Annotated in this window: 22 protein-coding genes; 13 read left to right on the forward strand and 9 right to left on the reverse strand. The window is 73.3% G+C overall.

Annotated elements, in window-relative coordinates; translation table 11 throughout:
* Positions 1–106: 106 nt before the first annotated feature.
* The 6 genes from M1L56_RS09590 to M1L56_RS09615 all read right to left on the reverse strand — a co-directional run bounded on the left by M1L56_RS09590 (position 107) and on the right by M1L56_RS09615 (position 6,407).
* Entirely contained in the window at positions 107–997 is an 891-nt protein-coding gene (locus M1L56_RS09590; RefSeq protein ID WP_248599054.1) for an ABC transporter ATP-binding protein, read from the reverse strand.
* Positions 994–2,079, reverse strand: coding sequence for a putative F420-0 ABC transporter permease subunit (locus M1L56_RS09595; RefSeq protein ID WP_248599055.1), 1,086 nt, complete (start codon positions 2,077–2,079; stop codon positions 994–996). Before M1L56_RS09595 ends, M1L56_RS09590 begins: the two co-directional genes overlap by 4 nt.
* A complete protein-coding gene (locus M1L56_RS09600) occupies positions 2,079–3,098 on the reverse strand; it encodes a putative F420-0 ABC transporter substrate-binding protein (protein ID WP_248599056.1) in 1,020 nt (339 codons plus the stop codon). The genes M1L56_RS09595 and M1L56_RS09600 overlap by 1 nt, the downstream gene beginning before the upstream one ends.
* 110 nt (positions 3,099–3,208) lie before the next feature.
* The gene (locus M1L56_RS09605; protein ID WP_248599057.1) at positions 3,209–4,246 is read right to left on the reverse strand and encodes an NAD-dependent epimerase/dehydratase family protein; all 1,038 of its coding nucleotides are present in this window, start codon (positions 4,244–4,246) and stop codon (positions 3,209–3,211) included.
* A gap of 67 nt (positions 4,247–4,313) precedes the next feature.
* Positions 4,314–5,378 (reverse strand): 2-phospho-L-lactate transferase, encoded by a 1,065-nt coding sequence (gene cofD / locus M1L56_RS09610; protein ID WP_248599058.1) that lies wholly within the window; start codon positions 5,376–5,378, stop codon positions 4,314–4,316.
* Positions 5,379–5,417: 39 nt separating this feature from the next.
* The gene (locus M1L56_RS09615; protein ID WP_248599059.1) at positions 5,418–6,407 is read right to left on the reverse strand and encodes a zinc-binding alcohol dehydrogenase family protein; all 990 of its coding nucleotides are present in this window, start codon (positions 6,405–6,407) and stop codon (positions 5,418–5,420) included.
* A 108-nt stretch (positions 6,408–6,515) separates the two neighbouring features.
* On the opposite strand from M1L56_RS09615, the gene M1L56_RS09620 reads away from it, so the two are divergent.
* The 3 genes from M1L56_RS09620 (at position 6,516) to M1L56_RS09630 (ending at position 10,217) form a co-directional block, all read left to right on the forward strand.
* Positions 6,516–7,163 (forward strand): phosphoribosyltransferase family protein, encoded by a 648-nt coding sequence (locus M1L56_RS09620; RefSeq protein ID WP_248599060.1) that lies wholly within the window; start codon positions 6,516–6,518, stop codon positions 7,161–7,163.
* Between the two features lie 9 nt (positions 7,164–7,172).
* On the forward strand, positions 7,173–8,051 hold the full coding sequence (locus M1L56_RS09625) for an LLM class flavin-dependent oxidoreductase (protein ID WP_248599061.1): 879 nt from the start codon (positions 7,173–7,175) through the stop codon (positions 8,049–8,051).
* A gap of 105 nt (positions 8,052–8,156) precedes the next feature.
* The gene (locus tag M1L56_RS09630) at positions 8,157–10,217 is read left to right on the forward strand and encodes an elongation factor G (RefSeq protein ID WP_248599062.1); all 2,061 of its coding nucleotides are present in this window, start codon (positions 8,157–8,159) and stop codon (positions 10,215–10,217) included.
* 47 nt (positions 10,218–10,264) lie between these two features.
* Here the strand turns inward: M1L56_RS09630 and M1L56_RS09635 are convergent, their stop codons facing one another.
* On the reverse strand, positions 10,265–11,659 hold the full coding sequence (locus M1L56_RS09635; RefSeq protein ID WP_082847138.1) for an aminotransferase class I/II-fold pyridoxal phosphate-dependent enzyme: 1,395 nt from the start codon (positions 11,657–11,659) through the stop codon (positions 10,265–10,267).
* Positions 11,660–11,921: 262 nt separating this feature from the next.
* On the opposite strand from M1L56_RS09635, the gene M1L56_RS09640 reads away from it, so the two are divergent.
* From M1L56_RS09640 to M1L56_RS09680, 9 genes are all read left to right on the forward strand, one after another.
* A complete protein-coding gene (locus tag M1L56_RS09640) occupies positions 11,922–12,770 on the forward strand; it encodes a nitrilase-related carbon-nitrogen hydrolase (protein ID WP_067948429.1) in 849 nt (282 codons plus the stop codon).
* A gap of 113 nt (positions 12,771–12,883) precedes the next feature.
* Positions 12,884–14,320 carry a dihydropyrimidinase gene (hydA, locus tag M1L56_RS09645; RefSeq protein ID WP_248599063.1) on the forward strand — a complete coding sequence of 479 codons (1,437 nt, stop codon included), beginning with the start codon at positions 12,884–12,886 and terminating at the stop codon, positions 14,318–14,320.
* Between the two features lie 9 nt (positions 14,321–14,329).
* The gene (locus tag M1L56_RS09650; protein ID WP_248599064.1) at positions 14,330–15,346 is read left to right on the forward strand and encodes a TIGR03842 family LLM class F420-dependent oxidoreductase; all 1,017 of its coding nucleotides are present in this window, start codon (positions 14,330–14,332) and stop codon (positions 15,344–15,346) included.
* Entirely contained in the window at positions 15,343–16,320 is a 978-nt protein-coding gene (locus M1L56_RS09655) for an ABC transporter permease (RefSeq protein WP_248599065.1), read from the forward strand. The genes M1L56_RS09650 and M1L56_RS09655 overlap by 4 nt, the downstream gene beginning before the upstream one ends.
* Positions 16,317–17,165, forward strand: coding sequence for an ABC transporter ATP-binding protein (locus M1L56_RS09660; protein WP_248599066.1), 849 nt, complete (start codon positions 16,317–16,319; stop codon positions 17,163–17,165). The genes M1L56_RS09655 and M1L56_RS09660 overlap by 4 nt, the downstream gene beginning before the upstream one ends.
* Positions 17,165–17,977 (forward strand): ABC transporter permease, encoded by an 813-nt coding sequence (locus M1L56_RS09665; RefSeq protein WP_248599067.1) that lies wholly within the window; start codon positions 17,165–17,167, stop codon positions 17,975–17,977. Before M1L56_RS09660 ends, M1L56_RS09665 begins: the two co-directional genes overlap by 1 nt.
* Positions 17,978–18,119: 142 nt before the next feature.
* Entirely contained in the window at positions 18,120–19,280 is a 1,161-nt protein-coding gene (locus M1L56_RS09670) for an ABC transporter substrate-binding protein (RefSeq protein WP_067948419.1), read from the forward strand.
* A gap of 128 nt (positions 19,281–19,408) precedes the next feature.
* The gene (locus M1L56_RS09675; RefSeq protein ID WP_248599068.1) at positions 19,409–20,728 is read left to right on the forward strand and encodes an aspartate aminotransferase family protein; all 1,320 of its coding nucleotides are present in this window, start codon (positions 19,409–19,411) and stop codon (positions 20,726–20,728) included.
* A 67-nt stretch (positions 20,729–20,795) separates the two neighbouring features.
* On the forward strand, positions 20,796–22,331 hold the full coding sequence (locus M1L56_RS09680) for a CoA-acylating methylmalonate-semialdehyde dehydrogenase (RefSeq protein WP_067948415.1): 1,536 nt from the start codon (positions 20,796–20,798) through the stop codon (positions 22,329–22,331).
* Between the two features lie 24 nt (positions 22,332–22,355).
* Here M1L56_RS09680 and M1L56_RS09685 read toward each other — a convergent pair whose 3' ends face one another.
* Both M1L56_RS09685 and M1L56_RS09690 read right to left on the reverse strand, forming a co-directional pair.
* Entirely contained in the window at positions 22,356–22,823 is a 468-nt protein-coding gene (locus M1L56_RS09685; RefSeq protein WP_248599069.1) for a CinA family protein, read from the reverse strand.
* Positions 22,824–22,890: 67 nt separating this feature from the next.
* Complete coding sequence (locus tag M1L56_RS09690) at positions 22,891–23,679, reverse strand: enoyl-CoA hydratase/isomerase family protein (protein ID WP_248599070.1); 789 nt, start codon at positions 23,677–23,679, stop codon at positions 22,891–22,893.
* Between the two features lie 209 nt (positions 23,680–23,888).
* Between M1L56_RS09690 and M1L56_RS09695 the strand changes: the two genes are divergently transcribed.
* Positions 23,889–24,566, forward strand: coding sequence for a restriction endonuclease (locus M1L56_RS09695; RefSeq protein WP_248599071.1), 678 nt, complete (start codon positions 23,889–23,891; stop codon positions 24,564–24,566).
* The last annotated feature ends 30 nt before the right edge of the window (positions 24,567–24,596 follow it).

The following is a 24,596-nucleotide window of genomic DNA, read 5'->3' on the forward strand; positions in this document are numbered from 1 at the left end:
GACGACGATCGCTGGCCACGGTTTCTCGCAGGCTAGGAGCCGTCGGCGCGAGGCGGTAGCCCGCATAGTGGTGGCAAGCGCCGTCCCGCCCGGAACCGCGCCCCGCCTACGGTGCGAACCCCTCCGCCCCGTGCGCGCCCGCGATGACGGATGACGCGGACGCGCTCGCGGTGCCCGTTGCGGCGCCGGCGGCCTCGGCCTCCGCCCGCTCGGCGAAGGCGATGAGCGGCCGACCGGTCGACGGATGCCGCAGCACGTGCGCCTCGACGCCCCAGACCGCGCGGATCAGTTCGGGCGTGAGCACCATTGCAGGCGGCCCAGCCGCGGCGACGACGCCGTTCGCGAGGACCACCACGTGGTCGGCGTACGACGCCGCGAGCGACAGGTCGTGCAGCGCGGCGAGCACGCTGAGCCCGTCGTCGGCGAGGCGACGCAGCAGGCCGAGGGTTGCGAGCTGGGCGCGGATGTCGAGGTGGTTCGTCGGTTCGTCGAGCAGCAGGAGCTCGGGCTCCTGCGCGAGCGCCCGGGCGAGGTTCACGCGCTGGCGCTCGCCGCCCGAGAGCTCGTCGTAGCGGCGCTCGGCGAACTCGGCGGCGCCCGCGGCGAGCATCGAGCGCGCGACGATCTCGCGGTCGCGCGACGTGTCGCCGCCCCACGCCGACTGGTGCGGGATCCGTCCGAGCCCGACGACGTGGTCCGCCCGCAGGCCCGTGGGTGCCTGGACGTCCTGCTCGACGAGCGCGATCCGGCGGGCGCGCTCACGGCGGCGCAGCGAGACGAGGTCGTCGCCGTCGAGGGTGAGCGCCGCGACATCCGCTGCCTCGACGCCCGCGACCAGGTGGAGCAGCGTCGACTTGCCGGCGCCGTTCGGGCCGAGGAGCGCCCCGACCGCGCCGCGGGGAACGGTGATGTCCACGCCGTCGACGACGAGCCGCGAGCCGCGCGCGAACGAGACCCGGGACGCCTCGAGGCCCGCTCCGGGCCGCAGCGCGCTCACGGGGTCCTCCGGGCGCGCAGCATGAGCGCCGCGAAGACGGGCCCGCCGACGAGGGCCGTGAGGATGCCGACCGGCAGTTCGCGCGGGTCGAAGAGCGTGCGGGCGCCCGTGTCGACCCAGATCAGGAACACCGCGCCGGCCAGCGCCGACAGCGGCAGCAGCGCGCGGTGACGCGAGCCGACCACGAGTCGCACCGCGTGCGGCAGGATCAGCCCGACGAAGCCGATCGCGCCGCTCACCGCGACGAGCGCACCCGTGAGCAGCGCCGTCGCGACGAGCAGCAGCGCCCGCGTGCGGGGCACGTGCACGCCCAGGGCGGATGCCGCGGTGTCGCCGAACGCGAAGGCGTCGAGCGTGCGCCCCGTCGTCAGCAGCGGCACGCCCACGAGGAGCAGCGCGCCGCCGGCCAGGGCGACGGCGGGCCAGTCGGCGCCGGACAGCGACCCGAGCAGCCAGTTGAGGATCTCGCGGTAGCTGTCGTTCGTGGCGCTCCAGAAGATGACGAGGCTCGTGATCGCGCCGAACACCGCCGAGACCGCGAGACCGGCGAGCACGGTGGTCGTCGGGCTGAGCCCTCCCGCGGCCCGGGCGAGACCGAGCGTCGCCGCGAGGGCCGCGAGCGCCCCGGCGAACGCCGCGACCGGCAGCGCCACGGCCAGACCGAGCACGAGCACCACCACCGCGCCGACCGACGCGCCCGACGAGAGTCCGAGCAGGTACGGGTCGGCGAGCGGGTTGCGGGTCAGCGCCTGCATGACGACGCCGCAGATCGCGAGGCCCGCGCCGACCGCGGCGGCGGTGAGCACGCGCGGCATCCGGAGCTCCCAGACGATGCCGTCGCGCAGCGGCGACAGCGTCGCCTCGCCGAGTCCGAGGTGCGCGGCGATCGAGGCGAGCACGTCGGCCGGTGCGAGCCCGGCGGGGCCGATGGTCACGGCGAGCACGACGGATGCCGCGAGCAACCCGATGAGCGCGAGGCCCGCGCCGATCGCACGCGCGGGCCCGCCGCGCCGCGCGGCGCCCGCGGGTCGACGGGACGCCGCGCCCGCGGCATCCGTCGACCTGCTCGCCTGCACCGTCATCAGAGCGCCCCGAGCTGCTCCACGATCGCGGCGACGGCGTCGACGTTCCGCACGCCGGCCTCGGTGGCGGGGAAGTCGACGATCACGTACCGGCCCTGCTGCACGGCCGGCATCGCGGCGGTCGCCGGGTTGCCCTCGAGCTTGGCGATCTTCGACTCGGCGGTGTTCCAGGCCGCGTCGACGAGCACGATCACGTCGGGGTCCGCGTCGACGACGGCCTCCCACGACAGCGAGGTCCACGAGTCGCGCACGTCGGCGACCACGTTCTCGAGCCCGGCGGCCTCCATGATCATCTGCGGGGCACCGGTGCCCGCGCCCACGAACGGCTGGTCGTCGCCCGACGAGTACCAGAGCGCGGTGAGCCCGGCGTCGCTCGGTTCGATGGCGTCGAGTGCGGCGCGCTGCTCCGCGACGAGGTCGGCCGCGGCATCCGTCACGCCGAAGATCTCGCCGGCCTGCTCGAACCCGGCGAAGACGCCGTCGAAGGTGAGCGGATCGGGCCGGTAGCCCTCGCCCCGGCACGCGGCGGGCGCGACGTAGGTGCGCACGCCGAGCTGCTCGAGCGTGGCCCGGTCGCCCGCGCCTTCGGCGGTGAGGTTCGACTCCCATCCGGCGAACACGAGGTCGGGCTCGGCGGCGAGCGTCGCCTCCTGCGACGGCACCCGGTCGGAGAGCGTCTCGATGCCCTCCGCGGCGTCGACGTACTCCTCCGGCACGGGTCCGTCGGTGAACGCGGCGCCGACGATGCGGTCCTCCAGGCCGAGCGCGAGCAGCAGCTCGAGCGTCGACGACTTGATGGTCACGACCCGCTCGGGGGCCTGCTCGAACGTCACCTCGGTGCCGCAGTTGTCGATGGTGAGCGGGTAGCCGGATGCGGCGGCATCCGTGGTGCCCTGCGAGTCGGTGCCGGCGTCGGCGGTGGCGGCGCACCCGGCGAGCAGGGCGACGGATGCCGCGGCGGCGACGATCGCGCCGGAACGACGGACGGCGCGGCGGGCGGGGCGGGGCGATGCGGGCATGGAACCTCCGGGATGGCGTGCGTGTTCGGGATCCCGACAGACGTCGGCGAATCGCGGCCCAATCCCGGGCCGACCCCACCGGTCAAGCCCGACCGGCGGTCCGGACCAGTCTATGCCGATGGCGGCGACGACGGGGAGAGCGGCGGCGAGGCCGGCACGTGGGCGCCCTCCCCGATGCCGTCGAGCACCTCCCGCAGCGCCTCGGTCGATCGGTGCCGGGGTTCCCACCCGAGTTCGGTCCGCGCCCGCTCGGTCGACATGACCGGCACGGTGACCGCGAGGTCCAGCCAGCCGGGGTCGGTCGCGTGGATGCCGAGGGCCCAGCTCGCCCACACCGCGCTCCGGGCGACCTCGAACGGCACCGGCACGACGGCACGGGCGCCCAGCACGCGCCGGAGCGCCTCGGGGTCGAGCACGGGCTCGGCGGCGATGTTGAACGCCCCGCCGGCGCGCTGCTCGACGATGCGCGTGATCGCGTCGCCGAGGTCGTCGGCGTGCACCGCCTGGCCGACGGCGCGACGGGGGATCGGCAGGACGGGCAGGCGGATGCGGCCGAGCCACCGACTCGGGCGGTGCCGGCCGATGAAGAGGCGCGCGAGCTCGGCCGCGGCATCCCGCTGGAACACGAACCCGGGTCGCACACGGGTGAGGCGCACCTGCGGGTGGTTCCGCTCGAGGGCGTCGAGCATCCGCTCGGTCGCCGCCTTGTGCCGGCTGTAGTGCGACGTGTGCACGCCGCCGGTCGGCCAGCGCTCGTCGACCCGGGTCGCCTTCGGGCCGGGACTGTACGAGGCGACCGAGGTCACGACGACGAGGTGCGGCACGCCCGAGTCGACCGCCGCGGCGATCGCGTGCCGATGCCCGTCGACGTTGGTCGCCCGCATGACGCGCTCGCGCCGGTTCGGCTGCAGCAGCCAGGCGAGGTGCACGACCGCGTCGGCGCCGGCGAAGAGCCGGGCGAGCCGCCCGCGCGAGCGCGGGTCCGAGACATCCGCCTCCTGCCACTGGACGCCCGCGTACGGCGCCGTGCCGGCGTTCGGTCGCCGGCGCGCGATGCCGACGAGCTCGTGCTCCTGCTCCGACTCCTGCAGCCGCCGCAGCAGGCCCGTTCCCACGTTGCCGGTCGCCCCGACGATGACGATGCGCATGCGTCCGCCTCCGATCTCCGGGCGACGCTACGGGTCGCGGCGCTCGCCCGCGCGGGGTTGACGCGGATCAGCGGCCGGTGCGCACGCGTTCGGCGAGGTCGAGCGCGTCGCCGGCGAGTGCGGCCGACGTGTCGAGGTCGCGCATCCAGAGGGGCACGGATGCCGCGGCGATGCCCTCGCCCTCGAGCGCGGGCACCGCGGCCGCATCGGTCTCGTCGACGAGCCACCCGTCGAGCAGGCCCGTCGCCGCGGGGTCGACGTCGGCGGCGCGACGTGCGCCGTAGTGCCGGGCGACGGCCGCGGCATCCGTCTCGACGCCAATGGCCGACAGGCACGCGTCGGCCATGCCGCGCACCACGCGCCCGCCGATGACGGGGGAGACGCCGACGACGGGCGCCGCGGTCGCGGCGACCGCCTCGCGGATGCCCGGGACGGCGAGGATCGTGCCGATCGACACCACCGGGTTCGACGGGGCGAGCAGCACGACGTCGGCGTCGGCGATGGCCGCCTCGACGCCCGGTGCGGGTCGTGCGGCGGCGATGCCGTGCTGCGTGAAGCCGAGGGCGGGGATCGCGGCGCGGTGCCGGGTCCACCACTCCTGGAAGTGGAGCTCGTCGCGCCCGTCGGCGTCGGGCGACGCGGGGTCGATGCGCACGTGCGTGTCGACCTCGGCGTCGGTCGCCGGCAGGAGCCGGACGCCGAGCGCCCACCGCCGCTGCAGCCGGTCGGCCACCTCGGAGGGCGTGAGCCCGTCGCGCAGCCAGGACGTGCGGGCCAGGTGCGTGCCGAGGTCGAGGTCGCCGAGCGTGAACCACGGCCAGCCGACGCCCCACTCGCGCAACTCGGCCGCGACGCGCTCGGTCTCGCCCGCGCGACCCCAGCCGCGCTCGACGTCGTTCACGCCCGCGAGGGCGTACAGGAGGGAGTCGAAGTCGGGCATGAGTCGAACGCCCGCGAGCCAGAGGTCGTCGCCGGTGTTCGCGACGACGGTGAGCTCGGCGGCGGTCGCCGGCGTGCCGTCGGCGGCGGGTGTCGCGCCGGTCCCGGCCGGCCACCGTCGCGCGCACTCCTCGCGCAGCCCGCGCACGAACCGGGCACCTCCGACCCCGCCCGCGAGCACCGTGATCCGCATCGCTCCACGCTATCGCCCGCGCCCCGGCCGTCTCCCGGATCAGGCGTCGCGCACGAGCACGAGCGAACCCCACGCCCGCCCCGAGCGCACGTCGTCGACCGCCTCGGGCGCCCGGTCGAACGCGTACGGCGTCGCCGTCGCCCGCAGTCCGAGCGTGCCCGCGAGCCGCAGGAACTCGTCGCCGTCGGCCCGGGTGTTCGCGGTGACGCTGCGCAGGTCGCGCTCCAGGAACAGGTGCTCCGCGTAGGTCATGGCCGGGACGTCGCTCAGGTGGATGCCGGCGACGACGACCGTGCCGCCGCGCGTCGTCGCTCGCAGCGCGAGGGGCACGAGGTCGCCCGCGGGCGCGAACACGATCGCCGCGTCGAGCGGCTCGGGCGGGTCCGCTCGCTCGTCGCCCACGAACGCCGCGCCGAGGTCGCGTGCGAGCTCGCGGTTCGCCTCGCCACGGGTCATCGCCGCGACCCTCGCCCCCGCCGCCATCGCGAGCCGGGCGGTCAGGTGGGCGCTCGAGCCGAAGCCGTAGATGCCGAGCAGCCCGCCCGGCGGGAGGTTCGCGCGCCGCAGCGCCCGGTAGCCGATGATGCCCGCGCAGAGCAACGGGGCGATCGCCACCGGGTCGGCGTCGGCCGGCAGCGGGTAGGCGAACGCCTCGGAGACCGTGGCGTACTCGGCGTATCCGCCGTCGGCGTCCCAGCCGGTGAACGTCGCCGCCGGGCACAGGTTCTCGCGGCCCGAGCGGCACCACCGGCACGAGCCGCACGTCGAGCGGAGCCAGGCGATGCCGACGAGGTCGCCCTGCCGCACCCGCTGCACGCGCGGCCCGACGCCCACGACGCGGCCCACCACCTGGTGGCCGGGGACCACGGGGGAGCGGTGGGGCGCCAGCTCGCCGTCGATCACGTGCAGGTCGGTGCGGCACACCCCGCACGCGACCACCTCGACGACGAGCTCGTCGCCCGCCGGTTCGGGATCCGGCAGGGGCGACGCGGTCAGCGTGCCGTCGCCCGCCGTGATCCAGCCGTCCACCGCGATCCTCCCGCCGTGCCGTCGTCTTCCCAGTCTGACGAGGCTGCGCCCGGCACCGAGGGACCTCCGACCCCTGCCCGCGACATCCGTCGACGCCACCATGGAAGGGTGTTCCGCGATCGGACCGATGCGGGGGCGCGACTGCTCGCCCGACTGGACCGGTTCCGCGGCGAGGACGCCGTGGTGCTGGGCCTCCCGCGCGGCGGCGTGCCGGTCGCGGCCGAGGTCGCCCGCGGCCTGGGCCTGCCGCTCGACGTGATCGTGGTGCGCAAGCTCGGCCTGCCGCACGAGCCGGAGGTCGCCATGGGCGCGATCGGCGAGGGCGGCGCGCGCCTCGTCGATGCCGAGCTGCTCGGACAGGCCGGCGTGTCGATCGCCCAGCTGTCCGCGGTGGAGCGCCGCGAGCGCGCCACGCTCGAACGACGCGTGCGCCTGCTCCGCCGCGGCGCCGACCCGATCCCGCTCGAGGGTCGCACGGCGATCGTGGTCGACGACGGCCTCGCGACCGGGTCCACCGCCGAGGTGGCGTGCCGGGTGGCGCGAACCCTGGGTGCCCGGCGCGTGGTGCTCGCCGTCCCGGTGGGGCCGACGGATGCCGCGGCGCGGGTGCCGTCGGCCGACGAGGTCGTGTGCGTCGAGACCCCCGCGTCGTTCCACGCCGTCGGGGAGCGCTACGAGGACTTCTCGCCGACGAGCGACGAGGAGGTCGCGGCGCTGCTCGACGCCGCCCGCCGAAGGACGGGTCGGACGGCGTAGCGTTGCGGCATGCCCGACTACGGCCAGCCCCTCGAGTTCGGCACCTTCATCACGCCCTCGGCACTCGACCCGCAGCGCACCGTCGCGCTCACCGTCGCCGCCGAGGAGGCCGGATACGAGTTCGCCACGTTCCAGGACCATCCGTACCAGCGGAGGTTCCTCGACACCTGGACCCTGATGAGCTGGGTCGGGGCGCGCACGAGCCGCATCCGCATCTCGGCGAACGTGCACAACCTGCTGCTGCGTCCGCCGGCCGTGCTCGCGCGCGCCGCGGCATCCCTCGACCTGCTCACCGGCGGCCGCGTGGTGCTCGCGCTCGGCGCGGGCGGCTTCGCGCAGGCCGCCGAGGCGATGGGCGCACCGGCCCGCACGCCGGCCGAGTCGGGTGACGCGCTCGCCGAGGCGATCGCGGTCATCCGCGAACTGCACGACACGGATGCCGCGGGCGGGGTCTTCCTCGACCACCGCTTCCATCCCATCCGCGGGGCGAAGCGCGGCCCGGCGCCAGTGCAGCGACCGATGCCGATCTGGCTGGGCGTGCTGAAGCCCAAGGGCCTCCGGCTCGTGGGACGCGCGGCCGACGGGTGGTTGCCCTCGCTCGGCCGACTCGAGGACGGCACCGCGTCGCTCGACGCCGGGCACGAGATCATCGACCGGGCGGCCACGGCCGCGGGGCGGGACCCCCGCGGCATCCGTCGACTGCTGAACATCGGGCCGCGCGAGGCGCGACCCGACGTCATCGCCGACCTCGCCACCCGCCACGGCGTCTCGACGTTCATCGTGACCGGCGACGACGAGGCGTTCGTCGCCGACGTCGCCGCCCGGGTCGCGCCCGAGGCCCGGGCGCTCGTCGCCGACCGCCGCGCCGCCGCACCGGGGGTCGAGTAGCCGCCGAAGGCCGCGTATCGAGACTCCGGGACCTCCGACCTCTGGCGCTCGCGGCGCGACCGCGCGACGATGGATCCACGGATCCGCAGCGGCGCGGGAGGCCCCATGAACGACGCATCGACTCCGACCCACCGGACCATCGCCCTCGTGGGCGCGGCCGGATCGGGCAAGACCACCCTCGCCGAGGCGCTGCTGCATCGCGCCGGCGCCATCCCGAGGGCGGGCAGCGTCGAGAACGGCACGACCGTCTGCGACCACGAGCCCGAGGAGATCGCCCGCCACACGAGCCTCGGGCTCTCGCTCGCCTGCTTCGACTGGACCGGCCCCGACGGCACGGCGTACGCGGTGACGCTCGCCGACACCCCCGGGCATCCCGACTTCGTGGGCGGCGTCGACGCGGCGCTCTCGATCGCGGATGTCGCGGTCGTCGTCGTGAGCGCGGTCGACGGGGTCACCGGCGGCACGCGGTCCGTGTGGGCCGCCGCCGAGGCCGCGCGCGTGCCGCGCGTGGTGGTCGTGACGCAGGAGGACAAGGCTCGCGCCGACTTCCGCCGCGTGCTCGCGGAACTCCGCGACGCGTTCGGCGACCACCTGTGGGCACTCGAGCTGCCGCTCGGCGAGGAGGCCGGGTTCCGCGCGATCGCCGACGTGCTCAGCGAACAGGTGCATGTCTACGACGACTCGGGCCACCACCACGACGAGCCGCTGCCGCCCGAGGCGGCGGACGAGGAGCACCGGATGCACGTCGAGGTGACCGAGGACATCGTGTCGCACGACGACGCGCAGCTCGAGGCGTACCTCGAGGGTCAGGAGCCCTCGGTCGCCGAACTCGAGCGCACCTTCGCCCGCGAGGTCGCGGCCGGCGAGGCCGTGCCCGTCCTCGTGTGCTCGGGCGTCACCGAAGCGGGGGTGGACCGCGTCGCGGATCTCGTCTGCGAACTCACGCCCGCCGCCACCGATCGCGACGGGCGCATCCGTGTCGGGGAGGGCACGGGCGGCGCCGAGGTGAAGGTGGCGCCGAACCCGGCGGGCGAGACCGTCGTCCACGTGTTCCGCACGGTCGCCGACCCGTTCGTCGGCCAGGTGTCGATGCTCAAGGTGCTCTCGGGCACGCTCCGCACGGGCGACAAGCTGCGCAACGCCACGACCGGCGCCGACGAGCGCATCCACGGGCTGTTCCGGCTGCGCGGCAACGAGCACCTCACCGCGGGCACGCTCGCCGCGGGCGAGGTCGGCGCGGTCGCGAAGCTCACCGGGTCGCCGTCGGGTTCGCTGCTGTGGTCGCGGCCCACCGGCACGGCGCGCCCGGCGATGCTGCCCGACCGGCCGCCGGTCTACGCGGTGAGCCTCGACCCGGCCTCCCAGTCCGACGACGAGAAGATGTCGGGCGCGCTCTCACGGCTCGTCGCGGAGGATCCGACCCTCGTGGTCGACCGTGCCGGCGACCAGACCGTGCTGCGCGGCCTCGGCGACACCCACCTCGCCGTCGCCGTCGAGCGGCTCGCCCGCGTCTTCGGGGTGCACGTGAACACCGGGCCCGCGCCCGTCGCGTACCGGGAGACGATCGCCGGCTCGGCGCAGGTCGAGGGCAAGCTCAAGAAGCAGTCGGGCGGGCACGGGCAGTTCGCCGTCGTGCAACTGCGCGTCTCGCCCCTGCCGCCCGGAAGCGGGTTCGAGTTCGTCGACTCGGTCACGGGCGGCGCGGTGCCGCGCCAGTACATCGGCGCCGTCGAGAAGGGCGCCCGTGACGCGCTCGCCGCGGGCGGACCGCAGGGGCACCCGGTGGTCGACGTGCGCGTCGAACTGTACGACGGCAAGTCGCACTCGGTCGACTCGTCCGAGATGGCGTTCCGCACCGCGGCATCCATCGGCGTCAAGGCGGCGCTCGCCGAGGCGGGCACCGTGCTGCTCGAGCCCGTGTCGGCGGTGACGGTGACCGTGCCGAACGACCTGCAGGGCGCGGTGCTCACCGACCTGTCGGGCCGTCGGGGACGCGTGCACGCGACCGAGGCGGCCGACGGCGGACGGGCCCGCGTCGTCGCGCACGTGCCCGAGGCCGAGCTCGCGCGCTACGTGCTCGACCTGCGCTCGATCACCGCCGGCCAGGCCGAGCTCACGATGTCCCCCGACCACTACGCCAAGGCCCCGAACCACTCCCGCGCCTGACCCGCGCCCCGCGCGGCTCGCCTGCCTCGCCCGGGACGGGGCGATCCTCAGTAGCCGCCGGCCGCGAGGTGGCGGGCCGCGCTCGCGAGCGCGTCGGCGACGGATGCCGCATCCTCGCGCACCACGCCCACGGTGACCCGCACGAACTCGCCCTCGGGGCCGCGGCGCGCCCCCGCCACCACGGCCCCGCCCGCCGACGCGGCGAGGAACGGCGTCCCGCCCGCGACCCGGATGCCGGCCGCCGCCAGCTGCACGAGCGTCGACCGCTCCGACAGCACGGGCATCCACAGGTTGATCCCGTCGGCGTGCGCGACCGGCACCCCGCGCGAGCGCAGCGCGTCGCCGAGCGCGCGCTGGCGGGTGTAGTACGCGCGCCGGGCCTCCGCGACGGCGTCGATCGCGGCGCCATCCGTCAGCAGGTCGAGCAGGATCGACTGCAGCAGCCGCGAGGTCCAGCCCGGGCCGAGCATGCGCCGGGCCATGATGCGGCCGACGAGGTCGCGCGGCCCGCCGACCGCGGCGATGCGCAGGTCGGGGCCGTGCGACTTGGCGAAGCTGCGCACGTGCACGACGCGGTCGGGCAGGTGCGTGCCGAGGGTCACGTCGCCCTCGGTCGAGATGAGTCCCGAGTGGTCGTCCTCGATGACGACGAGGTCGTCCACGCCCTCGGCCGAGCGGATGACGCGCGCGAGCGCCTCCACGCGCTCCGGCGTCATCGACGCGCCCGTGGGGTTCTGCGCGCGCGGCTGCAGAAGCACCGCGCTCGGTCGGCGCCGCAGCGCCGCCGCGAGTCCGTCGGGCGACATCCCGTGCTCGTCGATCGCGACGGGGACGGCCTCGGCGCCGAGCAGGTCGAGCAGGTCGAGGAACGGCGGGAACCCGGGATGCTCGACGACGACGCGGTCGCCGAAGCGCACCACCTGGTCGAGGGTGCGCGAGATCGCGTCGAGCGCGCCGTCGACGACCACGAGGGCCTCGGCGTCGCTCGGCCACGACCGGCGCAGCACCGCGGCGAGCGCGGGGAGCACGGGCTCGTCCTGGTAGCTGCCGACGTCGGCGCGGGCCGAGATGCGCGAGATCGCCGCGCCGAGCGGCGGCAGCAGGAGCGGGTCGGGCGTGCCGCGCGACAGGTCCAGCCGCACCGGGTCGTCGGGTGCGGCCATGCCGCGCATGCGCGTGGCGGGTCCCTCGGCGGCGCCGCGACGCACGAAGCTGCCCGCACGACCCCGTGACTCGATCAGACCGGCGCGCGCGAGGGCCTGCCAGGCCTGGCTCACCGTGGCCGGGCTCACCCCCAGTTCGGAGGCCAGCTCGCGGACGGTGGGCAGGCGGGCGCCGCCGGCGAGTTCGCCGCTGTTGACCAGTCGTGCCAGGTCTCCCGCGATGCCGCGCGGGGTCGTGTCGTCGAAGGGCGCGAGCGAGCGCAGCTCGGTGACATCCATGCGAAGAGCAGATCCCACCATTGCCTCCTCACGCAGCAGGGGACAGGATGTTTAACCACCGCGTCACAGACTGAAACACAAGGGAAATGTTCACGCCGAAGAATAACAGAACGGGTCGCAAGCCCCGTTCGGCACCCGTCGCCGGCCCGCAGCCGACGACGGTCCTCGGCACCATTGCTCGGCGTCGCGGCACGCAAGGCAGGCACTAGTCCCACGGCCTGTCCAGCGGGCGGCAACGGCGCCGACCGACTCAGGAGGCAACATGACGATCGTTCGAGCGGCCATCACCCAGACGACCTGGACGGGCGACAAGGAGTCGATGCTCGACAAGCACGAGCAGTTCGCCCGGCAGGCCAAGGAGCAGGGCGCCCAGGTGATCTGCTTCCAGGAGCTGTTCTACGGTCCGTACTTCGGCATCACGGAAGACGTGAAGTACTACGACTACGCCGAGCCGGCCGACGGGCCGATCGTGCAGCGCTTCGCGAAGCTCGCCAAGGAGCTCGGCATGGTCATGATCCTCCCCATCTACGAGGAGGAGCAGCCCGGCGTGTACTACAACACCGCGGTGGTCGTCGACGCCGACGGCGAGATCCTCGGCAAGTACCGCAAGCACCACATCCCGAACCTCGAGAAGTTCTGGGAGAAGTTCTACTTCCGCCCCGGCAACCTCGGCTACCCGGTGTTCAACACCGCCGTCGGCCCCGTGGGCGTCTACATCTGCTACGACCGGCACTTCCCCGAGGGATGGCGCGAGCTGGGCCTGAACGGCGCGCAGATCGTCTTCAACCCCAACGCCACCAAGCCCGCGCTCTCCAACCGCCTCTGGGAGATCGAGCAGCCCGCCGCCGCGGCCGCCAACGGCTACTTCGTCGCCGCACCCAACCGCGTCGGCAAGGAGGACAACGAGTACGGCGACCTCGCGGTGACGTTCTACGGCAAGAGCCAGTTCGTCGACCCGCGCGGCAACCTCGTCGGCGACTACGGCTCCGAGGAGCACGAGGAGGTCGTCATCCGCGACCTCGACCTCGACCTCATCCGCGAGGTGCGCAACACGTGGCAGTTCTACCGCGACCGCCGCCCCGACTCCTACGAGGCCATCCCGAAGCCGTAACCCGACCGAGTCGGTGATCGAGTAGCGAGCGAAGCGAGCGTACCGAGATCGCGTCACCGGGTCTCGATACGGCCGCAGGCGGCCTACTCGACCACCGGGAACAAGGAGAAGCAATGACGACCACCCTCATCTCCGGCGGCACCGTGGTGAGCGCGACCGGGCGCGTCGAGGCCGACGTGCTCGTCGACGGCGAGCGCATCGTCGCCGTGCTGCAGCCCGGCAGCGAGCTCATGGGCACGGATGTCGCGGCATCCGTCGACCGGGTCATCGACGCCACCGGCAAGTACGTGATCCCCGGCGGCATCGACGCGCACACGCACATGCAACTGCCGTTCGGCGGCACCGAGGCATCCGACACCTTCGAATCGGGCACGCGGGCCGCCGCGCACGGCGGCACCACCTCGATCATCGACTTCGCGGTGCAGACCTACGGCCAGCGCATCGAGGACGGCCTCGCCGCCTGGCACGAGAAGGCCGGCGGCAACTGCGCGATCGACTACGGGTTCCACCAGATCGTCGGCGACGTGAACGAGGCGTCGCTCGCGGCCATGCGGAAGCTGCCGGACGAAGGCATCACGAGCTTCAAGATGTTCATGGCCTACCCCGGCGTCTTCTACTCGGATGACGCGCAGATCCTCCGGGCGATGCAGGTGTCGCGCGACACGGGCCTGCTCACGATGATGCACGCCGAGAACGGGCCGGCGATCGACGTACTCGCCCAGCAGCTCATCGACGAGGGCAAGACCGACCCGTACTACCACGGCATCGCTCGCGCCTGGGAGATGGAGGAGGAGGCGACCCACCGCGCGATCATGCTCGCGAAGCTGACGGGCGCACCGCTCTACGTGGTGCACGTGTCGGCGAAGCAGGCGGTCGAGCAGCTGGCCTGGGCGCGCGACCGCGGCCAGAACGTCTACGGCGAGACCTGCCCGCAGTACCTCTACCTGTCGCTGGAGGACCAGCTCGGCGCGAAGAGCGACGAGTGGGGCGCGTTCGAGGGCGCGAAGTGGGTGTGCTCCACGCCGCTCCGCAGCCGCGCCGAGGGCCATCAGGACTCGATGTGGCAGGCGCTGCGCACGAACGACCTGCAGATGGTCTCGACCGACCACTGTCCGTTCTGCATGAAGGACCAGAAGGAGCTCGGCCTGGGCGACTTCCGCAAGATCCCCAACGGCATCGGCTCGATCGAGCACCGCATGGACCTCATGTACCAGGGTGTCGTCACGGGCGAGATCACGCTCGAGCGCTGGGTGGAGCTCACGAGCACGACCCCGGCGCGCATGTTCGGGCTGTACGGCACGAAGGGCGTCATCCAGCCCGGCGCCGACGCCGACATCGTCGTGTACGACCCGAACGGCCACACGTCGATCGGCCTCGAGAAGACCCACCACATGAACATGGACTACTCCGCATGGGAGGGCTACGAGATCGACGGCAAGGTCGACACGGTCATGAGCCGCGGCAAGGTCGTCGTCGAGGACGACACGTACGTCGGCGCCAAGGGCGACGGGCGCTTCCTCAAGCGCGGCCTCAGCCAGTACCTCATCTAAGGAGCACGGATGGAATTCGGAGCGGTCCTGCAGACCAACCCCCCGGCATCGCGCACGATCCAGCTCGCGAAGCTCGCCGAGGTGCACGGCTTCAGCCACGTGTGGACGTTCGACTCGCACATCCTCTGGCAGGAGCCCTACGTCATCTACAGCCAGATCCTCGCGCAGACCCAGCGCATCAAGGTCGGCCCGTTCGTGACGAACCCGGCGACGCGCGACTGGACGGTCACGGCATCCGTCTTCGCGACCCTCAACGAGATGTTCGGCAACCGCACGGTCTGCGGCATCGGCCGAGGCGACTCGGCGGTGCGCGTGACCAACGGCAAGCCGACGACGATGACGGAGCTGCGGGAGTCGATCCACGTGATCCGCGAGCTCGGCAACTCGCGGTCCGTCGAGTACCACGGCTCGAATATCCGGTTCCCCTGGAGCAAGGGCTCCGAGCTCGAGGTGTGGGTGGCCGCCTACGGGCCGATGGCGCTGCGGGTCGCGGGCGAGGTCGGCGACGGGTTCATCCTGCAGCTGGCCGACCTCGACATCGCCGCGTGGATGATCAAGACGGTCCGGGATGCCGCGGAGAAGGTCGGGCGGGACCCGATGTCGGTGAAGTTCTGCGTCGCCGCGCCCATGTACATCGGCGACGACTGGGGGCACATGCGCGACCAGTGCCGGTGGTTCGGCGGGATGGTGGGCAACCACGTCGCCGACATCGTCGCGAAGTACGGGGCGCACGGCACGGTGCCCGACGCGCTCACCGACTACATCCGCGGGCGGGAGGGGTACGACTACAACACGCACGGCAAGGCCGAGAACGACCACGTCGACTTCGTCCCCGACGAGATCGTCGAGCGGTTCTGCGTGCTCGGGTCGGCCGACCAGCACATCCAGAAGCTGAAGGCCCTCGCCGAACTGGGCGTCGACCAGTTCGCCGGGTACCTCCAGCACGACAACAAGGAGGAGACGCTGCGGGTCTACGGCGAGACCGTGATCCCGGCGCTCTCCGAGCACGTCGCGGCGAAGTCATGACCGACCTGCGCGAGCGCGAGACGGCGGACGCCGTCCCGGGAGGCGTGCCCGGCGGCATCCGCTCGGCCGGGCGCGCCGGGCGCGTCGGACGCTCGCGTCGCGCCGGCCGGACCGCCGCCGCGTGGGCCTGGGGCCTCGCCGGCATCCTCGCCCTCGCCCTGCTCTGGGAGGGCTACAAGTTCCTCGCCCCGGCGGACGGCGTCGTGATCGCGGGCACCAGGGTGCTGCCGCGCTCGACCGACCTCGCCATGCCCCACGTCTGGGACATGATCGCCCGCCTCGCCGAGCCCGTGACGCGCTCCCCGTCGGCGCAGCCGCTGTGGTTCGTCGTGCTGCTCGCGGCGCTCACCACGCTCGGCATCGCCGCCGCCGGGTGGCTCGTGGGCGTGGTCGTCGGCATCGGGCTCGCGCTCGTCATGCAGCGGTGGCGGATCGCCGAGTGGGGCCTGCTGCCCTGGATCGTGCTCAGCCAGACCGTGCCGCTCATCGCGTTCGCGCCGGTCGTGAAGAGCTGGGGGTCGCGCGTCGAGATCGGCGCGTTCGAGTGGCAGGACTGGATGTCGGTCGCGCTCATCGCGAGCTACCTCGCGTTCTTCCCGATCGCGGTCGGCGCGCTGAAGGGCCTGCAGTCGCCCGACCGCATCCACACCGAGCTCATGCAGACGTACGCCGCCGGCTACTGGCAGACCCTCGTCAAGCTCCGGTTCCCCGCGGCCGTGCCCTACCTGCTCCCGGCACTCCGGCTCGGCGCGGCGAACGCCGTCATCGGCGCGGTCGTCGCCGAGGTGTCGACGGGCCTGCAGGGCGGCATCGGCCGCATCCTCATCCAGTTCGCCGGGCAAGCCTCCGGCGACCCCGCCAAGGCGTGGGGCCCGATCTTCGGCGCGATCGTGCTCGGCCTCGTCGCCGCGGGCTCGGTCGCCCTGCTCGGCGCCATCCTGAAGAACTACCGACGATCCGAGGAGTCCGCATGACGGAGGCCACCCCCACCACGCCCGACTCGACGGCCGCCGTCGAAGTGCGCGGCGTCGACAAGGTGTTCGAGACCCGCACCGGCCAGGTGCACGCCCTCGACGCCATCGACCTCGTCATCGCGCCGGGCGAGTTCATCTCGCTCATCGGGCCGAGCGGATGCGGCAAGTCCACCCTCATGCGCCTCATCGCCGACCTCGACGAGCCCACCGGCGGCACGCTCACCGTCTTCGGCAAGACCGCCCGCCAGGCCCGGCTCGACCAGGACTACGGCATCGCGTTCCAGCAGGCGGGCCTGCTGCCGTGGCGCACCGTCGCGGCCAACGTCGCCCTGCCGCTCGAGCTGCACGGCGTCGGCTCCGCGGAACGACACAGCCGCGTTGAGCACCTGCTCGACATGGTCGGCCTGTCGGACTTCGCCGACCGGTACCCCGACCAGCTCTCGGGCGGCATGCAGCAGCGCGTCGCGATCGCCCGCGCGCTCGCCGAGCAGCCGCGCCTCCTGCTCATGGACGAGCCGTTCGGCGCGCTCGACGAGATGACCCGCGAGAAGATGCAGACCGAGCTCGTGCGCATCTCCGCCGAGACGGGCGCCGCCGTCGTGTTCGTCACCCACTCGATCCCCGAGGCCGTGTTCCTCTCCGACCGGGTGGTCGTCATGTCGCCGCGGCCCGGTCGCATCCAGCAGGTCGTGCCCATGCGGCTCGGCGCCGAGGCCGAGCGGGCCGCGCGCACCGAGGAGCTCCGCGAGGAGCGCGCGTTCTTCGACATGGTCACCGCGGTGCGCGAGGCGCTGCACGGCGGCTCGCCCGTGTCATCCGGCCCGCGCGGGGTGGAGACCCGCTGATGAGCGCGACGACCGCCGGGCGACCGACCCGCATGAGCCCCCGCACCGAGGCGACGCTGCGCGTCGTCGCGCCCATCGCGGTCGGGCTCATCGTGCTCGGCGTCTGGCAGTTCCTCGTCAGCGTCGTCGGCGTCTCCGACTACCTGCTGCCGAGCCCGGCGTCGATCATCGAGCAGTTCGTCGCGTTCTTCCCGTCGATCCTCGCCGCGACCCTCATCACCGGGACCAACGCCCTGCTCGGACTCATCGTCGGTTCCCTGCTCGGCATCCTCCTCGCCTCGCTCGCCGCGCGCTGGAAGGTCGTCGACCGGATGAGCGCCCCGATCGTCGCGGCGCTCGCCGTGGTGCCGATCGTGGCCCTCGCGCCCGTGCTGAACTCGATGTTCGGCGCGGACAGCCAGTTCGGCCGGCAGGCCATCGCCGCGCTCGCCTCGTTCGTACCGGTGTTCATCAACACCCTGCGCGGATTCCGGCAGACCCAGCCCGTGCACCGCGACCTCATGAAGGCGTACGCCGCGAACTCGCAGCAGGTGATGCGCGTGCTGACGCTGCCGACCGCGGTGCCGTTCGTGCTCACCGGCATCCGCATCGCCTCGTCGCTCGCCGTCATCTCGGCCCTCGTCGCCGAGTACTTCGGCGGCCCGCGCGGTGGTCTGGGATCGCTGATCTCGACCTCGGCGGCATCCAGCGCCTATGCGCGGGCGTGGGCGTACGTGCTCGCCTCGATCGTGCTCGGCCTGGTCTTCTACCTCGCGACGCTGGCCCTCGAACGGCTCGTGCTGCGCCGCGGCCCCGGCGGAGGTGCGCGATGACGCGCCCGGCGCCGGCCCCGCGGCATCCGCTCGCCCGCACCGCCCACCACGCGGTCAGGCGCAGGCGTCCCCGCCCTGCAGGGGATGGCACCACCATCACCACCAGCACCATCGCACGCACCGGGAACCAGGAAGGACCGACATGAAGCACAGCACACGCCGCGGACTCGCGGCCGGAGCGTTCGCCGTCTCGGCGGCACTGCTCCTCTCCGCCTGCGCGGGCGGCGACTCGGGCGACGGCGGCGGCAACGGCGCCACGGGCGGCGGCGAGGGCGACCTCACGCCCGTCAAGCTCCAGCTCCAGTGGCTGCCGCAGGGCCAGTTCGCCGGCTACTTCGCGGCCGTCGAGAACGGCTACTTCGAGGAGGAGGGCCTCGAGGTCGAGATCATCCCGTCCGGTGGCGACATCGTGCCTCAGGACGCGCTCGCCAACGGCGACGTCGACTACGCGATCGCGTGGGTGCCGAAGGTGCTCGGCTCGATCGAGCAGGGCGCCAACCTCACCAACATCGCGCAGATCTTCCAGCGCTCGGGCACCCTGCAGGTGTCGTGGGCCGACTCCGACATCTCGTCGGTGGCGGACTTCGAGGGCAAGAAGATCGGCTCGTGGGGCTTCGGCAACGAGTGGGAGATCTTCGCGGCCATGGCCGCGGAGGGCCTCGACTCGTCGACCGTCGAGATCATCACGCAGGACTTCAACATGAACGCGTTCCTGCAGGGCGACATCGACGCGGCCCAGGCCATGACCTACAACGAGTACGCGCAGCTGCTCGAGACGGTGGACCCCGACACGGGTGAGCTGTACACGCCCGAGGACTTCAACGTCATCAGCTACGAGGACACCGTGGGCGCCATGCTCCAGGATGCGATCTGGGCCGACACCGAGCGCCTCGAGAGCGACGAGGAGTACCAGGAGACCACGGTCGCCTTCCTCAAGGCGGTCATCAAGGGCTGGGCCTTCGCGCGCGACAATCCCGAGGAGGCGTCGGAGATCACAATCGCGGCCGGCTCCGGCTGGGGCCCGAGCCACGAGCTGTGGATGGTCAACGAGACCAACAAGCTCATCTGGCCCGCCGAGAACGGCATCGGCGTGATCGACGAGGAGGCCTGGAACCGCACGGTCGAGGGCGCCCTGTCGGCGGTCAACGAGTCGGGTGCGAGCCCGATCACGGAGGAGCCGCCCGCCTCGGCGTGGACCAACGAGTACATCGAACGGGCCATCGAGGAGCTCGGCGACGAGGTCGACACGACCGGCGAGTCCTTCGAACCCATCGAGGTCACCCTCAACGAGGGCGGCAACTAGCACCACCCGGTGGTCGAGTAGGCGCGCAGCGCCGCATTGAGACCCGTGCAGCGATCTCGGTACGCGTCCGGCTCCGCCGGGCGCTACTCGACCACCGGAACCCGAACCGCACGAAAGGCAGCGACGCCATGACCGACAACCTCACCGAAGGGCTCGACCAGCTCGCACGCGAGCTCGACGCCGAGCACGTGTTCCACTCGTGGTCGGCGCAGGGCAGCCCGCCGCAGCTGGTCATCGCGAGCGGACGCGGCACGACCGTGTGGGACCACGCGGGCAAGGAGTACCTCGACTTCTCGAGCCAGCTCGTGAACGTCAACATCGGCCACCAGCATCCGGCGGTGGTGCAGGCCATCACCGAGCAGGCGGGCCTGCTCGCCACGGTCGCCCCGTCGGCCGTGAACCTCGCGCGCGGCGAGGCGGCCAAGCGCATCGTCGCCCGCGCCCCCGAACGGCACTCCAAGGTCTTCTTCACCAACGGCGGCGCCGACGCCAACGAGAACGCGATCCGGATGGCGCGCCTGCACACCGGTCGCGACACGGTCCTGTCGACGTACCGCTCGTACCACGGCAACACGGGCGCGGCGATCGTCGCGACCGGCGACTGGCGCCGCGTGCCCAATCGCTTCGCGCGCGGCCACGTGCACTTCTTCGGACCGTACCTGTACCGCTCCGAGTTCTGGGCGACGACGCCCGAGGAGGAGTCGGAGCGCGCGCTGCACCACCTGCGGCGCGTCGTCGAGGCCGAGGGCCCGTCGTCGATCGCGGCGATCCTCGTCGAGACGGTCCCGGGCACGGCGGGCGTGCTCATCCCGCCGCCCGGCTACCTCGCAGGCGTCCGGGAGCTCTGCGACCGGCACGGCATCGTGCTCATCGTCGACGAGGTGATGGCGGGCTTCGGCCGCACCGGACGCTGGTTCGCGTTCGACGGCTACGACGTGACGCCCGACCTCATCACCTTCGCCAAGGGCGTGAACTCCGGCTACGTGCCCGTGGGCGGCGTCATCATCTCCGACGAGATCGCCGCCGACTTCGACGAGCGCGTCTTCCCGGGCGGGCTCACCTACTCGGGCCACCCGCTCGCGATGGCCTCGATCGTCGGCTCGATCGATGCCATGGAATCCGAGGGCATCGTCGACCATGCGCGCGAGGTCGGCGCGGAGGCGATCGCGCCCGCCCTGTCGGAGCTCGCCGAGAAGCACCGCGTCATCGGCGAGGTGCGCGGCGAGGGCGTGTTCTGGGCGATGGAGCTCGTCGCCGACCCCGAGACGCGCGAACCGCTGCCGGCCGCCGAGATGGGCCGCATCAAGGGCGCGCTCGTCGAACGCGGCCTGCTGCCGTTCATCGCCGACAACCGCATCCACGTGGTGCCGCCCTGCGTGGTCACCGCCGACGAGGTCGCCCAGGCGGCGGCCATCTACGACGAGGTGCTCGGCACCGTCTCCCCGTGAGGCGGATGCCGCGGCATCCGTCGCCGTCTTCACCGACCCGAACCACTCGACCGGAAGGAAGAGCATCATGACCGACACCCGAACCGCCCCCACCGCCGAGGGCACCGCGACCGCCGAGGTCGTCGAGCACTGGATCGACGGGGCGCCCGTCCCCGGCGAATCCGACCGCACCGGACCCGTCTACAACCCGGCGCGCGGCGTCGAGCAGCGGCGGGTGCGTTTCGCGACGACGGCCGACGTGGATGCCGCGGTGCAGGCCGCGGCGCGCGCGTTCCCGATGTGGCGCGACACGTCGATCGCCAAGCGCCAGCAGGTGATGTTCGCGTTCCGCGAGCTGCTGAACGCCCGCAGCGACGAGCTCGCGGCGATCCTCACGAGCGAGCACGGCAAGGTGCTGGGCGACGCGGCGGGCGAGATCTCCCGCGGGCTCGAGGTCGTCGAGCTCGCCTGCGCCATGCCCGCGTACACGAAGGGGGAGTACTCCGAGAACGTCTCGACGGGCATCGACGTCTACACGCTGCGCCAGCCGCTCGGCGTGGTCGGCGTGATCAGCCCGTTCAACTTCCCGGCGATGGTACCCATGTGGTTCTTCCCGCTGGCGATCGCGGCGGGCAACACCGTCGTGCTGAAGCCCAGCGAGAAGGACCCGTCGGCGTCGATCTGGCTCGCGCGCCTCATGCAGGAGGCAGGCCTGCCCGACGGCGTCCTCAACGTGGTGCACGGTGACAAGGTCGCGGTCGATGCGCTGCTCGAGCACCCCGCGGTGCGCTCGATCTCGTTCGTCGGCTCGACGCCGATCGCGCAGTACATCTACGCGACCGCCACGGCGAACGGCAAGCGCGTGCAGGCCCTCGGCGGCGCGAAGAACCACATGCTCGTGCTGCCCGACGCCGACCTCGACCTGGCCGCCGACGCCGCCGTCAACGCGGGCTTCGGCTCGGCGGGCGAACGCTGCATGGCCATCTCGGCGGTCGTCGCGGTCGACTCGATCGCCGACGAGCTCGTCGCGAAGATCAGCGAGCGGATGTCGCGGCTGCGCACCGGCGACGGCACGCGCGGCTGCGACATGGGGCCGCTCATCACGCGCGAGCACCGCGACAAGGTCGCCGGCTACCTCGACGTGGCGGCATCCGACGGCGCCTCGGTCGTCGTCGACGGACGCGACCCGGACGTCGACGGCGAACCCGACGGGTTCTGGATGGGACCGACGCTCATCGACCGGGTGCCCACGTCGTCGGCGGTCTACCGCGACGAGATCTTCGGGCCGGTGCTGTCGGTCGTGCGGGTCGACGGCTACGAGGAGGGGCTCGACCTCATCAACTCGTCGCGGTACGGCAACGGCACGGCGATCTTCACCAACGACGGGGGTGCCGCACGGCGCTTCCAGCGCGAGGTGACGGTCGGCATGGTCGGCATCAACGTGCCGATCCCGGTGCCCGTCGCGTACCACTCGTTCGGCGGCTGGAAGGACTCGCTGTTCGGCGACGCGAAGGCGTACGGCCCGCGCGGCTTCGACTTCTTCACGCAGGAGAAGGCGATCACGAGCCGGTGGCTCGACCCGAGCCACGGCGGCCTGAACCTGGGCTTCCCGCAGCACGACTGAGGCGCGGCGGCGCGGCGCCCCCGCTCAGGCGAGGGCGTCGCGCACGAGGCGGAGCGCGGCGAGCACGGTCTGCTCGACGACGGCCGACGGGTCGCCGTCGAAGCGCCACGCGGCATCCGTCACGGTCTCGCCGACGCAGATCGCGGCGAACACGGTGCCCGGGTCCAGGTCCTCCTCGGGCTCCGGCCCGCCGACGCCCGTGACCGCCACGGCCACGTCGGCGCCGAGGAGCCGTGCGGCGCCCGCGGCGAGCTCGCGCGCGCACTGCGGTGTGAGCACCGACTCGGCGGTGACGCCGAGCACCTCGCGCTTGACGCGCTCGTCGTAGGCGACCACGCCGCCCGCGAACCACGCCGACGCCTGGTCGCCGCGCCCGAAGGCGCTCGCGATGGCCCCGGACGTGAGCGATTCGGCCGCGGCGACCGAGATGGACCGGTCGCGCGCGAGCCGGCCGATCTCATCGGTCAGGGACTGGAGGTCGTCGTCTGCCATGGGCCCATTCTGCCGAGCGGCACCGCGATCGGCATCGGGTTGACGGGGCCGCGCCGCGCGTGGGCGTTCAGCGCGACGAGGCCGACCGGGCGAACTCCGCGACGGCGCGACGGGCGTACGGCGTCTCGATCGATGCGCCGATGGTCCTCGCCTCGTCGTCGAGCGCCTCCTGGAAGGGCCGGCCGAGGCCCGAGTGCATGAGGCGCTTCGTCTGGCCGAACGCGCTCGTGGGTCCGGCGAGCCAGGCGGATGCCACGGCACGGGCCCGCGCGTCCAGCGCGTCGGGTGCGACGACCTCCGCGACGAGCCCCCAATCGAGTGCTTCGGCGGCGGTCAGCGTGCGCGACGTGAGCGTGAGCTCGAGCGCGCGCCGCACGCCGACGGCCTCGGGGAGGAGAGTGCTCACGCCGCAGTCGGGCGTGAGCCCGATGTCGGCGTACCGGCTCGCGAAGGTCGCCCGGTCAGAGGCGATCACGACGTCGGCGACGAGCATGAAGCCGAGTCCGCCGCCGGCGACCGGGCCCTGCACCGCCGCCACGATCGGCTTGGTGCTCTCGCGCAGGGTGCGGTGGCCGTCGTGGATGCGGTCGGCGAGCCGCCGCACGACCTCGCCCGCGGGCTCGTCGCCGTCGCTCGCGAGCGCGGACATCGCGAGCACGTCGCCGCCGGCGCAGAACGCGCGACCGTTCGCGTCGAACAGCACGGCGCCGATGTCGTCGCGGTCGGCGATCTCGTGCGCGAGGTCCTGCCACCGGGCGATCGCCGCCGGGTCGACCGCGTTCAGCCGGGCGGGGCGATTGAGCGTCACGTGCGCGAGGCCGTCGCGCACGTCGAACAGGATCACGTCGTCGGGCATCCTCGGATGCTACGCGACCGGTGTCGTATGCCGCTCGTAGTATGCGTGCGTGCTGACCGAGCCCCTCCACCACGCCGCGGTCGAACTCGGGCGGCGGCTCGGCGCGCGTCCCGCTCGGCCTCCCGGCCGCCGCGGCGAGCGAGACGGTCGCGCGGGCAGCGGCCGTCGCGGCGCCGCGCATCGTCGCCGAGGCCGGGCCACCGCGACCGGTGACGTGGTGGTGGTGGATCGGGTACGCCGGAGCATGGGCGGTCGCGTGCGGCGCCGCGTCCTCGCTCGTCGACCGGCCCGGGTTCCCCTGGCCGCTCGCGGCCGGGCCGGCGGCGTTCGCGGTGCTGCTCGTGGTCGCCGCGGTACTCGTCGCCGTGGTGCAGCGCTGGCTGCGCGAGTCGCACGACGACCGTGCGGCATCGCTCGCGCGCGCCGTCGCCGAGCTGGCCGCCCGCGTGGGCCTGCTCGAGGCGCAGCGCCCGGGCCGAGCCGAGCCGGCGTTCCCGCTCGCGGTGGCGTGGCCGCGGCCGGCGCCGCAGCCCTACGGGGTGTCGCACCGAGGCGCCGAGCAGCTCGTCGCCGACTGGATGCGCCACCTCGGGGCGTTCGACGCCGAGGTGACCCGGTTCACGGCCGACGGCGGCGTCGACGTGGTCAGCGCGCACTGGATCGCGCAGGTCAAGAACCTCGCCGAGCGCACGCGGTGCCCGTGGCGCAGGTGCGCGAGCTCGCCGGCGTCGCCGCCCACGACGGCCGCCGCGCGCTGTTCTCCACCTCGGGCACGTACACGGCGGGCGGGGTGGCCTTCGCCGATCGGGCGGGCCTGGGCCTGTTCGAGTACCACGCCGAGGGCGGGGCGCTCCGAGCCGCGAACGCGCACGCGCGGGTCGTGGTGAGCGAGGGGCTGCGCCCGCCGGTGTGAGCAC

The sequence above is a fragment of the Agromyces sp. C10 genome, from assembly GCF_023217995.1.
GTDB lineage: Bacteria > Actinomycetota > Actinomycetes > Actinomycetales > Microbacteriaceae > Agromyces > Agromyces indicus.

What these genes read in the sequence shown, in the direction of transcription:
- M1L56_RS09595 (WP_248599055.1), bottom strand. Translation starts at nt 2,079, where the DNA reads ATGACGGTGCAGGCGAGCAGGTCGACGGATGCCGCGGGCGCGGCGTCC.
- M1L56_RS09600 (WP_248599056.1), bottom strand. Translation starts at nt 3,098, where the DNA reads ATGCCCGCATCGCCCCGCCCCGCCCGCCGCGCCGTCCGTCGTTCCGGC.
- M1L56_RS09605 (WP_248599057.1), bottom strand. Translation starts at nt 4,246, where the DNA reads ATGCGCATCGTCATCGTCGGGGCGACCGGCAACGTGGGAACGGGCCTG.
- cofD (WP_248599058.1), bottom strand. Translation starts at nt 5,378, where the DNA reads ATGCGGATCACGGTGCTCGCGGGCGGGGTCGGAGGTGCCCGGTTCGTG.
- M1L56_RS09625 (WP_248599061.1), top strand. Translation starts at nt 7,173, where the DNA reads ATGCCCGACTACGGCCAGCCCCTCGAGTTCGGCACCTTCATCACGCCC.
- M1L56_RS09630 (WP_248599062.1), top strand. Translation starts at nt 8,157, where the DNA reads ATGAACGACGCATCGACTCCGACCCACCGGACCATCGCCCTCGTGGGC.
- M1L56_RS09635 (WP_082847138.1), bottom strand. Translation starts at nt 11,659, where the DNA reads ATGGATGTCACCGAGCTGCGCTCGCTCGCGCCCTTCGACGACACGACC.
- M1L56_RS09640 (WP_067948429.1), top strand. Translation starts at nt 11,922, where the DNA reads ATGACGATCGTTCGAGCGGCCATCACCCAGACGACCTGGACGGGCGAC.
- hydA (WP_248599063.1), top strand. Translation starts at nt 12,884, where the DNA reads ATGACGACCACCCTCATCTCCGGCGGCACCGTGGTGAGCGCGACCGGG.
- M1L56_RS09650 (WP_248599064.1), top strand. Translation starts at nt 14,330, where the DNA reads ATGGAATTCGGAGCGGTCCTGCAGACCAACCCCCCGGCATCGCGCACG.
- M1L56_RS09655 (WP_248599065.1), top strand. Translation starts at nt 15,343, where the DNA reads ATGACCGACCTGCGCGAGCGCGAGACGGCGGACGCCGTCCCGGGAGGC.
- M1L56_RS09660 (WP_248599066.1), top strand. Translation starts at nt 16,317, where the DNA reads ATGACGGAGGCCACCCCCACCACGCCCGACTCGACGGCCGCCGTCGAA.
- M1L56_RS09665 (WP_248599067.1), top strand. Translation starts at nt 17,165, where the DNA reads ATGAGCGCGACGACCGCCGGGCGACCGACCCGCATGAGCCCCCGCACC.
- M1L56_RS09670 (WP_067948419.1), top strand. Translation starts at nt 18,120, where the DNA reads ATGAAGCACAGCACACGCCGCGGACTCGCGGCCGGAGCGTTCGCCGTC.
- M1L56_RS09675 (WP_248599068.1), top strand. Translation starts at nt 19,409, where the DNA reads ATGACCGACAACCTCACCGAAGGGCTCGACCAGCTCGCACGCGAGCTC.
- M1L56_RS09680 (WP_067948415.1), top strand. Translation starts at nt 20,796, where the DNA reads ATGACCGACACCCGAACCGCCCCCACCGCCGAGGGCACCGCGACCGCC.
- M1L56_RS09685 (WP_248599069.1), bottom strand. Translation starts at nt 22,823, where the DNA reads ATGGCAGACGACGACCTCCAGTCCCTGACCGATGAGATCGGCCGGCTC.
- M1L56_RS09690 (WP_248599070.1), bottom strand. Translation starts at nt 23,679, where the DNA reads ATGCCCGACGACGTGATCCTGTTCGACGTGCGCGACGGCCTCGCGCAC.